Annotated in this window: 6 protein-coding genes; 5 read left to right on the forward strand and 1 reads right to left on the reverse strand. The window is 64.7% G+C overall.

From position 1 onward, the window contains the following. Positions 1-20: 20 nt before the first annotated feature. Entirely contained in the window at positions 21-6620 is a 6600-nt protein-coding gene (locus BWO91_RS16805; protein ID WP_079003376.1) for a DUF4011 domain-containing protein, read from the reverse strand. 200 nt (positions 6621-6820) lie between these two features. Between BWO91_RS16805 and BWO91_RS16810 the strand changes: the two genes are divergently transcribed. The 5 genes from BWO91_RS16810 (at position 6821) to BWO91_RS16830 (ending at position 15920) form a co-directional block, all read left to right on the forward strand. Next, complete coding sequence (locus tag BWO91_RS16810) at positions 6821-7606, forward strand: LysR substrate-binding domain-containing protein (protein ID WP_276207398.1); 786 nt, start codon at positions 6821-6823, stop codon at positions 7604-7606. Between the two features lie 946 nt (positions 7607-8552). Beyond that, a complete protein-coding gene (locus tag BWO91_RS16815; RefSeq protein ID WP_079003378.1) occupies positions 8553-9629 on the forward strand; it encodes a hypothetical protein in 1077 nt (358 codons plus the stop codon). A gap of 590 nt (positions 9630-10219) precedes the next feature. Then, the gene (locus BWO91_RS16820; protein WP_079003379.1) at positions 10220-11095 is read left to right on the forward strand and encodes a hypothetical protein; all 876 of its coding nucleotides are present in this window, start codon (positions 10220-10222) and stop codon (positions 11093-11095) included. Between the two features lie 1317 nt (positions 11096-12412). Then, complete coding sequence (locus BWO91_RS16825; protein ID WP_079003380.1) at positions 12413-12985, forward strand: recombinase family protein; 573 nt, start codon at positions 12413-12415, stop codon at positions 12983-12985. A gap of 196 nt (positions 12986-13181) precedes the next feature. Next, on the forward strand, positions 13182-15920 hold the full coding sequence (locus tag BWO91_RS16830) for a DNA methyltransferase (protein ID WP_079003381.1): 2739 nt from the start codon (positions 13182-13184) through the stop codon (positions 15918-15920). Positions 15921-15955 lie beyond the last annotated feature (35 nt).

Here is a 15955-nt window from a genome sequence, read left to right on the forward strand (position 1 = left end):
CACCCGCGACCGCGCTCCAATTAAAGCCTCGAAACGATCGTCTCTCCGCTCCGCGCCAACCTCCCCGAGCCCAACCCGAACTCGAGGGCCTCGTCGAGGCGGGCTCCGATCGCAGCCGTGACTCGCTTGCCACCGAAGATCGCGAGGGTCTCGCGGCGGAGTTCGTCGGGCGAGAGGCCGGCGGACTCCTCCGCTGCGATCGCCATCGCGTTCGCGATCTCCACCAGGGAGATGTGCTCGATCGCACGAGCCGCTTCGGCCGACGACTGACGCGCACCGCGCCACGTGAGCGGGTCGATCGAGGTCGGCCAGGCGAACGGCTCGTCGGAGCGGCCCAGCAATTCGGCCGGGACCTTGTCGAGGATGGACTTCGCCCGCGATCCCACCACCCGATCGAGACCGAACGCACCCGCGACCAGCTTCGCCAGACGCGTCACGTGGATCGGCCCCTCGGCCTCAACCGCAGCACGGATCGCACCCTGCACCGCAACGACCGACTGCCGACCCGGCAAGCGGTCGAGCACTTCGATCCCACCCAGCGTGGGTGCGTCCCAGGGCCGGTACTCGGAGAGCTCCGGGTGCCGCGCTGACGTGTCCGGCTCCGGCTTCGCCTCGACGGGCTGCGCCGCACCGACCTTCCGGTCGCGGAACTCCGACAGGGTCTCCAGTGACGCCAGTCGCTCCGACCACTCCCGCACTCGGGCACTGCGAGCGGGCGCGGGCGCATCCGAATCCTCGGGAGCGACATCGGCCTCATCGGCAGCCGAGGCATCAGCCGGATCCGACTCCGCACCAACCGCGACCTCCGCCGCTGCACTCCCCGCAGCAGCCCGCTCAGCCGCAGCCTCCACCGCCGCGACCAACCGGTCCAGCACCTCCTCGCGGTGGTGCAACCACTCCGGCAACCACACGCGCTCGACGCCCGGCCACCGCATCAGGCCGCTCAGCACCTCCACCGGGAGTCCGTCACGGTCCGCGACCGTCCGACGCTCACGCCACGATGCCCCGTCGAGCAGCACCGCCACCAGCGGACGGTCGGGCTCCGCCTCCGTCGCGATGCTGATGTCGACGCGGAAGTCTGACAAGCCCACATCCGTCCGCACCGCGTGCCCGGCGTATCGCAGCTCGTCGGCGATCTCGTCGCGGTGACGGTCGATGATCGCCTGACGACGCCCGTCCTCGCCGGCAGCCTCACTCCCGCGCTGCGCCAGCTCCAGATACGCCTTCAAGTGCTTGATGCCGATCGACGAGGTCTGCTCCGCCCGCAGCTCCGACGGATCGAAGCTCGTGAACAGCACCACCTGTCGCCGCGCCCGCGTCACGGCGACGTTCAACCGCCGCTCGCCACCCGCCCGCGTGAGCGGCCCGAAGTTCAACGGGATCACGCCTTTCTCGTTCGCACTGAACGCGATCGAGAACAGGATCGCGTCGCGCTCGTCGCCCTGCACGTTCTCCAGGTTCTTGACGAACAGCCCGTCCTGCTCGTCGAGCGCCAGCGCGATCCGCGGGTCGGCACTGTCACGCAGCAGATCCTCGATCAACGTCCGCTGCTGCGCGTTGAAGGTGATGACCCCGAGCGACGGCGTCTCCTCCGGCGAGGCCTCGAAGCGCCGCGAGATCTCCTCGACGATCGCCTGCGCCTCCACCGGGTTCGTCCGCAACGACTTGCCGCGGCCTCCCCGCTCGAACTGCCCGTCGAGCCGGACGAACGCCAGCCCGTGACCCGCGACCCCACCGTCACCCGCGCCCGCGAACGGCGCCGGGAACGACGACAACTGGCTGTCGTAGTAGTGGTGGTTCGAGAACGCGATGAGCGACTCGTCCTGGCTTCGGTAGTGCCACGACAGCCATTTGCTCGGCACCCGCGCCTGCACGCACTCGGAGAGGATCGACTCCTCGTCCTGCAGCACCTCGCTCGTGAAGTCGGCGTCGTCATCGATCGTCGCGCCGGCCTCGGCGAACGTCGTCGGCGGCATCTGCTTGCTGTCGCCCACGACGACGACCGAGCGCGAACGCCCCATCGCCCCGATCGCGTCGGCGACCCGGATCTGCGACGCCTCGTCGAACACGACGATGTCGAACAGTTCGGCAGCCGCTGGGAAGAACCGCGCGACCGACTCCGGGCTCGCGAGCGTGCACGGCATGATCTGCGTGATGAGCTCGCCGAAGTTCTCGAGCAGCGCACGGACGCTCATGCCGCCGCGCTGGCGGTCGATCTGCCGACGCAGCCCACCGACCTGACCGCTCTCCGACTGCGAACTAAACGTCCGCAAGCCGAGCACGGACGCCGGGATCGCCCGCGGCAACTCCTCTCGCACGGCCTTCACGCTCGTGGTGAAGCGGGTGACGCTGCGGTTGTGGGCGGTGGCGTCGAAGGCGTCGAGCGTGGTGGTGCGCTCGCGCTCGTCGATCGACGCCTGCGCGAGGCCCTTCTCGAAGGCGAGCGTCGCGTCCTCGGTCTCGATGCGACCGGCGAGGATGGCGGCACGGACGTCGTCGAGTCCGTGGGTGCGGAGCGGTTCGATGACCCGCACGAGGTCGAGCCAGCGTTCGAGGACGACGGGCTCGGCGGCGTCGAGACGGCGGGCATCGCGCGTCGACCGCCAGGCCTGCAAGAAGCCCTCGCCACCCGACCACGCCGACAGGCGCTCGGTGGTGACGGCCGCGGTGCGCAGGAAGTCGCTCCAGGTGCTCGCGAGCGTCGTCAGCGCCTGCGCCGCCTGCTGCGACGGCTGAGTCGTGGCGTAGTGGTCGCGGACGGCGGTGATGAACGCGTCGTCGGGCGTGCCCGGCAGGCGGAAGCCCTCCGACAGCCAGCGGTACCAGCCGAGGAGTTCGCGCACGGGCTGGGTCGGCTCGACGAGCGGGTTCCAGCGATCGCCGACGAGCGGCAGGGCGGTGGACCGGAGCGTGCCGCGGAGCTGGACGAGGCGGTCCTGGGCCGCCTTCGCCTCGGTGAGCTGCGGCACGAGCTGCTTGACCTTGAATGACGCTGCGTCGACGGCGAGCACATCGCTCAGCTGGGCGAGCGCGGCCCGGAGCCGCTTCTTGCGACCGAAGAAGCTCGACGCCGCGGCCTGCTCGGCGGCGCGGAGCGGGCCGGCGATGTCGCGGTCGAGGATGGCCGCCGTGAAGGTCGAGCGCCACTCGGCCTGGGCGTCGCGGAGCTGTTCGGCGGCGGCGAGGGCGTCGTCGAGCCGGGAGAAGTCCTCGGGCCGCGTTCCCGCCATCAGCGCGCCGATCGGCAGGCGCGGCGCGGCGACCGCGGTCGACCAGAGGCCAAGGAGGTCGGGGCGCGACGCGAGGCGCAGGGTGTCCATCGGGAGGCCGGCGTCCAGCGTCGTCACCAGAGCAGCGTCCAGCGCGCGGGCGGCCTGCTGCACGGTCGCGGCGTCGAGCCCGGGAGCTGACGGGCCGTCGAGGAACGCCCACGGGTGCGTCGTGCTCGGGCGCGCGAGGTCGGAGCGCTCGGGGAGGTCGCGGAACACCTGCCGCAGCTGCTCGAACGCCTCGGGCGTGCCGGCGGCGACGAGCTGCTCGGGGATCACCATCGGGACGAGGTCGTGGTCCATCGCGAGCAGGCGACTCCGCGCGGAGTAGAGGGAGAAGCCGGCGGCGTTGACCTCGTGGAGGCGGTCGGCGTAGCGGGTGAGGGTGCGGAGGCCGGACTCCGACAGCTCGCGGTTGGTGCTCAGCGCGTCGATGTCGGCCTTGGTGCGGAGGTCGAGGCCGGTCTTGATCTGCGCACGGACGACGTTGGGCCTGGCGCCCTTGTCATGGAGGTCGAGCGAGAAGGCGCCGAGTCCGACGTCTTCGAGTCGCTGCTTGACGACGTTGAGCGCTGCACGCTTCTCGGCGACGAACAGGACCCTCTTGCCCTCGGCGAGCGAGCGGGCGAGCAGGTTGGTGATGGTCTGCGACTTGCCGGTGCCGGGAGGGCCTTCGAGCACGAAGGTGCGGCCGGCGACCGCTTCGGCGACGGCGTCGAGCTGCGAGGAGTCGGCGGCCACCGGGCAGTCGAGGCCGAGACGGTCGAGGTCGGTGTCGGTCTGTGCGGGCGTCGGGTCGGCGTAGGCCTCGAGCGGCGAGTTGATGAGGTGGTCGACGAGGCTGTTGGACGCGAGGGTCTCCCAGTTCTCGTCGAGGTCCTTCCACAGCCGGTACTTCGCGAACTGGAGGATCGACAGCGACGCCGTCTCCTCCACGCGGAACGGCAGGCCGGCGTCGAGGATCGCCTGGCGCACGGCGGTGAACGCGGCCGGGAGGTCGATGCCGGAGCCGTCCTCGACGGGGTTCGCGAGTCCGGGGATCTCCAGACCGAAGCTCAGGCGCAGCTTCTCGAGCAGGCAGTAGTTGGGCGTCGACGAGCCCGACTCGTCGAGGGTGAGGCGGTAGGAGGAGCCGCGGCTCGTGGTCGTGAGCGTGACGGGCACGAGCACGAGGGGTGAGCGGAGGTCGCGGTCGCCGAAGCGCCAGCTCAGCATGCCGAACGCGAGGTAGAGGTTGTTGGCGCCGGTCTCTTCGACGATCGTCTTGGCCTTGTAGGCGAGGGCGCGGAGCTTCGTCGGGTAGGCGGCCTCGGTGACGTCGATGAAGGCGCTCTTCTTGTCCTCGAGGAAGGTGATGCGGTCGCTCTCGGCGAGGTCGCGGCCGAAGCGGATGCCGCGCTGCTGGTCGATCGTGGCGACGCTGTCGGAGGCGACGAGGGTGAGTGGGGTGCCGTGGTTGATGCTGTCCTCGAGGCGGCCGAGTGCGGGGCCGGGGACGGCGAGCTCGAAGCCGGAGCGGTCGGTGTAGTTGATGAGCTTGTTGCGGAGGCTGAGGTCGAGGAGGGCGTTCTTCCAGGTGGAGACGCGTTTCGGGACGTCGGGGCTGTGGCCGGCTGCGGTCGACTCGGCGGTGGCCAGGGCGTCCTGCGTGAGGGCGCGGGCTTCGGGTGCCTGGTAGAGGGTGACGACGGGTTCGCCCTCGGCGCCTACGCGGCGGCTCGGCAGCGGGTAGATCTTGCGGAGGCGGGCCTGGACGACGTCGGTGACGCCGATGAAGTCGTCGAGTGAGCCGGCGAGGTGTTCGGTGTGGGGCCGGCGGGAGGCCTCGGCGAAGGTGGCGGAGCTGCCGGTGAGCATGGTGGTCTCGACGACACCGATGCGGCCGAGTTCGAGGGAGTTGACGGCTTCGGAGACGTCGGTGCTGGCGACGACGTCGAGGGTGGTCTGGACGCGCCAGTAGCCGAGGAAGATGTGGTCCTTGAGCAGCCAGAGGAGGGGGTGGATGCCGATGGCTTCGAGGACGGACGCGAGCAGGATGGTGGTGTCGAGGCAGGTGCCGAGGTGGCTGGTGAGGACTTCCTCGGGGGTGCGGACCTTCTGGCCGCTCTGGCCCCAGCTGGCGGGCGGTTCGGCATAGCGGATGTCGCGGGCGCGGGCGGCGGCCCAGACGGCGGCGACGATGGCGTCGATGCGGGCGGGGTCGTCGAGTTGGTAGGTGGCGAGGGAGCTGTTGCCGGTCTGCTTGTCGAGGAGGTCGGAGACCTCGAGCATGAGTTCGCTGACGACGAGGGCGTTGGGCTGCACGTGGGCGGCGAGGAGTTCGAGGCCGAGCTGCACAGGTGCGGCGATCCACTGGTTGGACGCGAGCACGGTGACCGGGCTCTCGACCGTGCCGAGCTCGGTGCCTGCGGCGTCGCGCACGGTGACGCGGATGACGCCGGGGCGCTGTTCTTCGCCGAGGAGCATGCGGCGCGGGTCGAGGAGGACCTCGGGGCTGCGGAGGAGGGTGGTGCGGCCTTCGCCGAGGTCGGCGAGGAGCACCTTGGTGTCGGCGAGGGCGCCGTCGGCGGTGACGACGTCGATCTCGACGGACGCCGCGCGCCGTTCCCCACCGTGGTTCTCGAGAACGATCTCGTCGATCACCGCGATGCTGCAGTGCGCCATCGCGTAGCTGAGCGTCGGCGTCGCGCTGACGCGGATGGAGACGGAGGTGGGGACGGCGTCGGGTGCGGACGAGGAGCCCGCGGCGCCGTCAACGGAAATGGAGGCTGCGGCGCTCTGCCCATCTTCCGCTTCGGGACCGTCGGCCAACCCTGTCGACGCAACCGCTCCGGTCCCTGAGCCTGTCGAAGGGCCCATCTCGTCTTCGTTCGCCGTCTTCGTCAACGCACCCGTCTCGGTCCCTGAGCCTGTCGAAGGGCTCAACACCCGCCCCTTCAACACCCCCACGGCCGCAGCCTGCTCCACCGCCCCAACGCTCTCCAACAACAACTGCATCGAATCCAACGCCCGATACGCAGACTGCTCCGTGAACCCTGCGTTGTGCGCCCAGGCGTTCCGAACCTCCCGAAGCTCGCTCGCGTACCCGCGAGCACTCCGCGACAGCACGCGGTCGAACGGGTACCCCAGCTCCCCGATCCGTTCGGTCATCGCCCGAAGCATGAGCGACACGTCTGTCGCAGAGTACCGCCCGTGCCCGGTCCCGCCCGCGCGATCCTTCTCTTCGATGATCCGAGTCCACTCGACCCCTGGCGCCGCCTCGGCGAACGCGCCCTCGACGACGGGACGAAGCCCCGACCCGAGCTGCTCGAGCCCCTGGCCGACAGCGGTGTTAAGTTCAGGAGGGTTCACGAGAGGGGCCTTTCATCTGGTCCCGCGTGTTGCGAGATCACGTTCGCCTGCAACACGGCGGCGTCTGCCGTTTCGGCATTTAACTTCGAACCGGCCCGCCCCCGAAAGTCCGGACTCAACAAGAGCCTAGGTTGAGGTCTCCCACATCGACCCTAACGAAAGGATGCGACAGCTAGCTGCCGACGTCTGCTCCTGCGCTGATCCTCGGTGAGCACGATGTCGCGCAACCCGAGTTCGCCGAACTCGTCGACCAGTACGACCTCGTCATCGCGCACCGGATGGACCATGACGAGCCGTGGCCGTCGGAGCAGCTGTCGGTGACGACGCTGTTGAGCGAGCCGTTCGACGTGGCGATGTCGGTGGGTCACCCACTCGCTGGGCGATCGTCGGTGTCGGCGGCCGAGCTCGCGGACGAGTCGTGGATCGCAGCGCACGCTGGCTTCGCGCCAGATGTCGCGCTCGGTGTGGTCGAGGCGACGGCTGGGGTGCGGTTCCAGCGGGCGCATCGGGTGAACGACTACCACCTGGCGGCGTCGCTCATCGTGGGCGGGGAGTTGCTGGCGTTGTTCCCGCGGTACACGGCGCCGCGGGCGGACCCGCGGTTGGTGCTGGTGCCGCTGGAGGACGTGCGGATCGCGCGCAACATCGACGTGCTCGCGCGGCCGCATGCGCTCGCGCGGGTCGCGGTGGCGGGGACCTTGGAGCGGCTGCGGGGTGCTGCGGATGTCTTGCAGCGCGCGCGGCCCTCGGCGTCGGCTGCGGTTGGTCCCGGCTTGCACCACGTCGAGGTGTGGCTGGCGGACGTGGCTGCGGAGCGGGCGGGCTGGGCGTGGTTGCTCGGTCGTGTCGGCTTCACGATGGTGAGCGAGTGGTCCGGCGGTGAGTCGTGGGAGGCCGGCGACACGTACCTGACGCTGACTGCGTCGCCGAACCTGAGCGCGGAGTCGCACGACCGGCGTGTACGGGGTCCCATAGGGGGCTCATGATCCCCGAGCGAAAACCCCGGGAAGTCAAGGGTGTGGCGCGCTCCCTCGCGCTCGATTGATGGGGGTCTCATTTGGACACCCCATCAAACGAGCGCAGATGAGCGGTCGGTGCGTGGCATCCGGCGGCTGAGCACCTGAAAACGACCGCCCGCATCAACGAGCTCCTCTGCTTTCCAGCCTGTGCGTGAAGGGATGTCCAAGCTGCACCCCCGATGATCGCGGCGAGGCGCTCGCGCTGTTCGGCGTTCAGCTGCGGAGCTGCTGCAACGACGCGCGCCACGGCAGAGTCGATCTCCGCGGCCGCACGTGGACGACCGACGACCGGCTGGGCCATCGAGTCGAGGTGTGCCGATTCCACGTAGAGTCGACGCCCCACCCGTTCTGCCGGCAGATTGCCGTCAGCAACGCGCTTGCGGAGCGTGGAGTAGCCGATGCGCCGCGCGTGCGCGGCCTCTTGAAGGGTGATGAATCGAGAATTGGTCTGGGGTGTGGCGTGAGTAGGCAAGCCCACTCCTCTCATGAGAGAAAGGAGCACCTGCATGTCTCACGGGCCACCTGCCGGTGCCTTCTCGCCAGGACCCCGCCGTCGCGATCCGTTGTTCATCAGTTCGATGACCGTCGGGTCATCATGCGCTGGTGTCGCATTCACCGGGGCTGTGGCCTCATATATTCGACGGGCGGGGGGCCATTCCCGTGGTTCCCGTCGGGTGCAATCCGTTTTCGGATCCCGAAGAACGCAACACTGTTGAGCGTTTCGTTTCAATTCATTAAGTCTCGTTTACGAGCAGAAAATGAGACTGCTGCGCGGGCCGTCGTCTCTCGCGATCTCGCGCGTCCACCGCGCGCGGTCACTGCTCGGCTTCAGCGGGATCATCGGCCCCGAGCGCTCCCGTAGATTTGAACCCGTGAAGTCATCGCAGGCGACCGAAATCCGAGGAGTCGTTCAATGCCGGTTGAAATGAGAATGTGGCGAATCGATGGCCAGAACCCGAAGCCGCTCACGCCGTCAGCCCTTCCTACGGAGAGCGAGCTGCATCAGTTTCTGCGTCAGGACCCTTCGCTACTGGGCACGGCGCTTCTCGTCATCGGCAGTGAGGTCATTACCCCATACGGCAAGCGTTTGGACTTGTTGGCGATTGATGCCGACGGAAATCTGCACGTGCTCGAGCTGAAGCGCGATCTCACACCACGAGAGGTCGTCGCGCAGGTGCTCGACTACGGTTCGTGGGTGTCCACCCTATCCCGTGACGACGTCATCGACATCGCTGAGAAGTACCTTGACCAGTCGTTCGAGGCGTCCTTCGAGGAGGTGTTTGGCGGCGCACCACCAGACGAGCTCAACGGTGAGCTGCAGCTCACGGTGGTGGCCTCAGGACTTGACGCGAGCTCGGAGAGGATCGTCACGTATCTTCGTGGGTTCGGAGTTCCGATCAACGCCGTGTTCTTCACGTACATCGAGGACGACAACCGACGCTATCTGGCGCGATCGTGGCTCACGGCATCTGATGACCGAGCCCCGAGTAACATCGCGAAATCGACATCGAAGCGTGCTGCGTGGAACGGGCTCGACTGGTACGTGTCGTTCGGTGGGGAGCGGTCCTGGGACGATGCCCGCCACTTCGGGTTCGTGTCTGCCGGCGGAGGGAAGTTCTACTCGCAAACAATCCGTGCTCTACCCGCGGGCGCAAGAATTTGGGTCTACATCCCACAGACCGGCTACGTCGGCGTTGGCACAGTTGTGGCCCCCGCAGTCCGATTCAGTGAGGCGCAAGTGGTGGTAAGCGGTACGCCGGTACTGCTCGCGAACCAGCCGCTCACTGGCTCCTATGCGCACCCTGGCGCTGAGACGGACGATGACGACGAGTGGGTCGTACCAGTTCGGTGGATCCACACCGTTCCGCAGGCCGAGGCATATCAGGAGAAGGGGCTCTTCGCGAATCAGAACAGTGCCTGCAAGCTGCGCCAGGAGTTCACGCTCGAACGGCTCGCTCAACACTTCGACGTTCAAGGCGAAGGGGAATGAGTTCCCGGTCGCGAGACTCCCGCCTCTGTCGACCCGATGTTGGGCAGCCCCATATTCGACGGTGGCCGACCGGACAGCGAGAAGGGGCGCCTCTCGTTGAGCCCAGTAAGCTCCAGGCTTCCCTCATGGCGAAGAATATGCGGCCTAGGTAGCTTCCTCGTCCTCGCGGTGCTAACAGGTGGAATCTGGCTGACTTGGATCTTCGTCCGGGAAATGCGCCGCCGGTAGCGAGCTACCCGCTGCGACGGCCCAGTGACGGCGGGGCACTGCGCAGCACCTATCGGATAGATGCGCCGGTCGAGCCGGTCGGGTGCGTCGGTGCCGCATTGACCCGGTTGCGTGCGGTTGTCCGTGGGCTGGGAGTTCATCTCGCGAATCGCGCAAGCAAGTGCTCGCTGCCCTCACCTCCTCCGTTAGAGAATCGCTCGATGAAGTCTCGCTGACTCATCCGGTCACGAGCGGATCACTCGTACTCCCACAAGGCAACGATGCACGCGGAAAATAGCCACTCGCCGAAAGAACAGATACCGTCAGCATCGAGAACTCCACGACTTCAGGAGACCTGAATCAACCAGCAATGGCGCAATCTCGTGAGCGAAACGCAGCTTGCAACCGAAATGATCCTTGACGGGATCCGGCGCGTTTCCACCGTGCCCATGGGATGGGACAACCAGCGTCTTGTCAACGTTTCCTACGATCAGACATACCCCCTGCAGCTCGGGTTGCACCTGTACACCAGTGGCCTGGAGCGCTTGTGCAAACTAGCTCTCGCATGTCACGGCTTGCTTGAGAGCGGATCCTTCACCAGTGTTCGAAGGTATTTGCACCGCCTCAGTGATCTACTGGACGGGTTGGAACAGCTGGACCCGACACGCTTCGAGGTGGCAAGCAGTCGCTACCTCGACCGCCCTGAGGACGAGTTCGGAGAGGACTTGGTCGCCTGGCTGGAGGGCTTCGCGTCGGGCGGCGGTCGTTACGAGCTCATCGACTCGCTTTCTCGCACCGATGCCGAAGTCCTCACGTGGGATATGTGGGCGGGATTCTGCTCGCGCGGCGTCGTCTCCGATGACGTGAAGCTAACCATGAGCGTCCACGCAGGTGTCGGTAACGCTCTATCGGACGTATGCACGGCTGCGGACCTGGAGAGTACGACCAGTGCATACGTGGAGATGGCTCAGCGCGAATTTTCTCAGCCGGCTGTCGCGGTTGGTCTCGCAATGCACCGTCGTGCGCGTTGGGCCGCCGAAATCTTGAGCGCCATCACTTACTACACGAGCAATCGACTGCCGATCCTGCAGGAAGTCGTGTACGTCCTGACTCACCCGTCCGATGAGTTCTTCATGTGGGAGATCGCCCGCCTTTCAGATCGCGGCGTCATCACGGAGGAGCTCACGACTCACTTTGAAGCCTTCACCCGCGACGAGCCCGACGATGAGAACGGAGCCCTCGAAGACGGGGATTGGTGATCGTACAGAGAGCAGGCGGCCCTACCCGCGAGCGCTGCGTTCGACTGCGATAAGACCTTCGAGCTCGGCCGCCGTTGAGGCGGGCCGGCTCGCAGCCTTATCCTCACCATCAGAGGCACAAGCGGCCCAACGCCGCCTCGCTTGCATCCGCAGGGCATGCGTAGGCTGTGCTAATGAGCGATTCGATTCCTGCGGCGTTCGCTCCCATCGCTGAAGGCTGGGCCATGGTGCACGCTCGTCTAGCTCGAGCGGAGGAACACTACGCGGCTTTCGGGCGAATCTGGGCGGAGCATCTCGATCAGATGCCTCATCGGCTGGAGATGGAGACCGAGGATGAGGACACGATCAAAGTGCGGGTCCGCCGAGGCCGTGACCTTCCCGTCGAGCTGTCCGTCGTGTTCGGCGAGCTTCTGTACGAGCTTCGATCAGCGTTAGACAATTGCCTCTATGCAGTGGCAGTGCTGGTATCTGGCGAGGATCCGCCACCGAATGCCGCTCGACTGGAATGGCCCACCCGGCTCAGCGCAGCCGAATGGATGAACCAGTCGTCACTGGTACCGCCAACTTCCCGACTCGATTACCCAGGCGCTGGAAGCGATTCAGCCATACAAGGCCGAAACACCGAGCTGGAACGCGCTGGGGATCCTGCACGACCTTGCTCGTGTAGATCGTCACCGATCACCGCACGGTCTTGGCATCTATCTCACCGAGGCCCGTCTCGCCCTCAACAACAAAGAAGTCGACCTGCTGGACCTACGCCACAGCGGGATCGTCTGCGACGGCGACACAGTCGCTCGCGTACGACTGCTGCACGGGATCGAGCTTTCGCCGTCCAACTTTGATCTCGACCTCCAATTCACCGTCGATGTCTCAAGCGTGGAAGCATCCATCGGACCGCACGGGAAGATCGGCCGCCCCTGGGGTCCGCTGGACAACCGACTTCGTGCTCTCATCAAAGCTGCCCGTGAGTACACCGACGGACTATTCGGTATCGCCGCGGACCACATCAGTCGGACCGGAGCCTGACCAAGGGCGATCGCCTCACGTCAGCGCCCGAGGTCATCGCACGCCAGATGAGGTGCCTGAACGAAAAAATGAGGCCAGCTAGTCGCGGCCGCTCGCAGCATCCCTGTTGGCCTTCCGCCACAACCAAAGCGTTTCATGGAAGTACAGGTTCACGAGACGCGTCGCGCGTCGATGGCCGCGGTGAGCTCAAGCGCAGAAAGCTACAGATCTCAGCGGCGGTCGCCTGTCTCGAAAACTCGTCTCGCATTGCGGCGTGTCTCATGGAGGGTTGTGCGGGTTTCTGAGACATGCATGAGGCACATCGGTTACACCAGAGTCAGCACCGCTGGCCAGGACGCGCAACTACAGCTCGACGCGCTCGTAGCTGCCGGCGTCCAGAAACGTGACGTGTTCGCCGACGTGACCTCCGGCCGCAAGACCGCGATCGAACGCCCCGGTATGACGAAGCTGCTCGACTACGCCGAGGCCGGAGACACCGTGGTCGTGTGGCGAATCGATCGACTCGGCCGATCCCTTATCGACGTCCTCAACTCCGTCGAGCTCCTTCGGAGCCGCGGGATCCACGTGCGATCCCTCTCCGATGGGATTGACCCCGCGACGTCGACGGGTCGGCTGATGCTCCACATGCTCGCCACCTTGGCCGAGTATGAGCGCGAGCTCATCGTTGAACGCGTCAACGCCGGTGTCGCCGCAGCACGTGAATCGGGCACCCGGTTCGGGCGACCTCCAGTGAACCCAGATATCATCGCGGAGAAGCTCACCATCGTCGCCGACGCCCGCAGTCGCGGACGCACGGCCGCAGAGGCTGCTGCACTCGTCGGCTGGAGCAGAGCGACGCTCTACCGACATCAATCTGAGACCTGAAGAAGGATCCCATCGCCTCAACCATGGGACTGCCGGGGCTTCCACCCCTCGCCAAAGTCGGGATACAGATCTACATTCTGTAGCTGGTGGATAAGCTTGACCCGCGTGAAGATTTCGGCTGAAGGTCGAGACGACATGCGCGAAGATCTGCTGGTTCTTCTCAGGCCTATAGCGTGTACGAGAATAGGAAACACCCATGGCGAGACTGAGTCTCAAAGCCGTCGAAGAGCGCGTTGCTCCGCTTGCCAGTCGTGAGACCTACGACCGGGAGTTCATCTTCGATCTGCTCCTCGCGTTCGGGAAACCGCAGGGCAACGTCACCCGCCTGCGGAACGGTGCACTGAACGTCGCCGCGGATCCGATGTTCGAAGTCGCGCAGAAGAACACGGTCTACTTCAAGGAGACCACCGGAGACCTACTCGCGATCATCGAGGAGCTCAAGTCCTCGCCTGCAGTCGTCCGATTCAGCACACGCTTCGTCATCGTGACCGACTACGTCGATCTCATCGCGACAGATTCGAAGACCGGCCAGATGATCGGGTTCCCGATCCGCGAGATCGACCAGCACTTCACATTTTTCCTGCCGTGGGCAGGTATGGAGAAGGCTCAGTACGTCGCCGAAGCTCACGCTGACGTCAAAGCTGCTGAACGCATGGGCAGGCTCTTCGATGAGCTGCTGCACGCGAACCCCGGACTCTTCGAGGACGACCGCGGCCGGCACGCCCTCAACAAATTCTTCACTCGTCTGCTGTTCTGCTTCTTCGCGGAAGACACAGGAATCTTCAAGGACAATCAGTTCACGAACGCCGTCAGCTCGAACACGCAGCCTGACGGATCAGACACCGCCGAGTTCTTGACGGACATGTTCGCGGCGCTCGACACAGAGAGCCCAAAGGCAAAGCCGAAGCACCTCGCAGATTTTCCCTACGTCAATGGTCGTCTCTTCGCGATGACCGACGAGCATGTGGTGCCGCGGTTCACCAAGACCGCTCGCGAGGAGCTGATCTCGTCGGGAATGCTCATCTGGCGTGAGATCAACCCCGACATCTTCGGCTCGATGTTCCAAGCGATCGTCACACCCGGCAAACGCAGTGACCTAGGTCAGCACTACACATCGGTGCCGAACATCCTCAAGACAATCGAGCCACTGTTTCTTGACGCTCTTCGGGCAGAACTCGATGCGGCGTACGACAGCGAGCGTCGTCTTGTCCGGCTGCTGGACCGAATCGCCGGAATCAAGGTATTCGACCCCGCATGTGGGTCGGGTAATTTCCTCATCATCGCGTACAAAGAACTGCGGAAGGTCGAACACGCGATCCTCGAGCGGCTCGCTGAGCTCAGCTCGACGTACCAAGTGCTGTGGGCGGATTCGAGGATCAGCATTGAGAACTTCTACGGCATCGAAATCGATGATTTTGCCACCGAGGTTGCCGTGTTGTCATTGTGGATCGCGAAGCACCAGATGAACAGCGAGTTCCGTGAGAAGTTCGGCGTTTCGATTCCTCTGATTCCACTGAAAGAGACCGGTCAAATCCAGGTCGGGAACGCCACACAAGTGGGATGGCAAGAAATCTGCCCAAACGACGGCGAGTCGGAGATATATCTGATCAGCAACCCTCCGTACGTTGGTTCGAGTATGCAGACGAAAAGCCAAAAGGGTGAGTTCAAAGCGGTGTTTGGCACACGGCGGTTCTCTCCAAACCTCGACTATATTTCGCTATGGTTCGTGAAAGGTTCGGACTATATCCGAAACTCGCGGGCACAACTGGCCTTCGTGACCACAAACTCAGTGTCGCAAGGCGACCACGTAGGCCTAATGTTTCCTGCCGTTTTGTCGGGTGGAATTGAAATCGGTTTTGCCTATACCTCTTTTAAGTGGGAGAATAATGCGAAACGTAATGCTGGCGTGACCGTCGCTGTAATCGGTTTACGAAACCGAAGTTCGAACAGTAAATTTATCTACGTTGATGGTCTTCAAATTTCTGCGACCAATATCAATGGGTATCTCACTGATGGTCCAGACGTCTATATATCGCGTCGGTCCAAGCCTCTGGGGAGTGGTTTACCCAGAATGGTACGCGGATCACAGCCTTCCGATGGCGGTCACCTCATTATGGAGGCAACCGAACGGGACAATTTGCTCGCCGAAGCACCCCAAGCCACGCCTTTGATCAAGCGGTACATGGGGGCATCAGAGTTCATCAACGATGGGCAGCGATACTGCCTGTGGATTCAGTCGCAAAACGCAGATCAAGCGCTGGCCATTCCGACGGTGGCTGATCGCTTGGGTCGAGTGGCAGAGTTTCGCAGCAGCGCCAAGCGGAATGACGGGGCAACGAAAGCCCTGGCAGCGAAGCCGTGGCAGTTCAAGCAACCGGCGTACAAGCCCACCGACTCGATAATCGTGCCTCGCGTGTCGTCAGAGCGACGCCCCTACATGCCCATGGGATTCCTCGGTCCCGAAACTGTCATCTCCGATGCGGCGTTCGCCATCTACGACGCGGAGCCATGGTTGTTCGCGCTCTTGAACTCGGCGATGCACATGGCATGGACGCGAGCTGTCGGTGGCCGAATGAAGACCGACTACCGATATTCAAACACCATCGTCTACAACAACTTCCCTGTACCACCGCTTTCGGAGTCGAATATAGAGAAGCTGACGGTCGCCGCCCTGCGAGTGCTCGATGTCCGCGAGTATCATTGTGAACAGACCTTGGCGGAGCTCTACGACCCGGACAAGATGCCGCAGGATCTTCGCGCGGCTCACGCTGAGGTCGATGCGCTCGTGGACTCGATCTACTCGAAGAAGACCTATGAGACCGAAGAGCAGCGTCTCTCGGACCTGTTCGCGATGTTTGAGCGCATGACCGCTGCGGAGACTGCGAAAGCGCCGACGAAGAATACCGGAGCTCCGAGGAAGGCAGCATCCAAGTGAATGCGATAACCAAGCCCGTCAACGTCGTTGACGTC

The organism is Plantibacter flavus (assembly GCF_002024505.1).
In the GTDB taxonomy this organism is placed as follows: Bacteria; Actinomycetota; Actinomycetes; order Actinomycetales; family Microbacteriaceae; genus Plantibacter; species Plantibacter flavus_A.

Coding starts and splice junctions, on each gene's coding strand:
- BWO91_RS16830 (WP_079003381.1), top strand. CDS start 13,182: ATGGCGAGACTGAGTCTCAAAGCCGTCGAAGAGCGCGTTGCTCCGCTT.
- BWO91_RS16825 (WP_079003380.1), top strand. CDS start 12,413: ATGAGGCACATCGGTTACACCAGAGTCAGCACCGCTGGCCAGGACGCG.
- BWO91_RS16815 (WP_079003378.1), top strand. CDS start 8,553: ATGCCGGTTGAAATGAGAATGTGGCGAATCGATGGCCAGAACCCGAAG.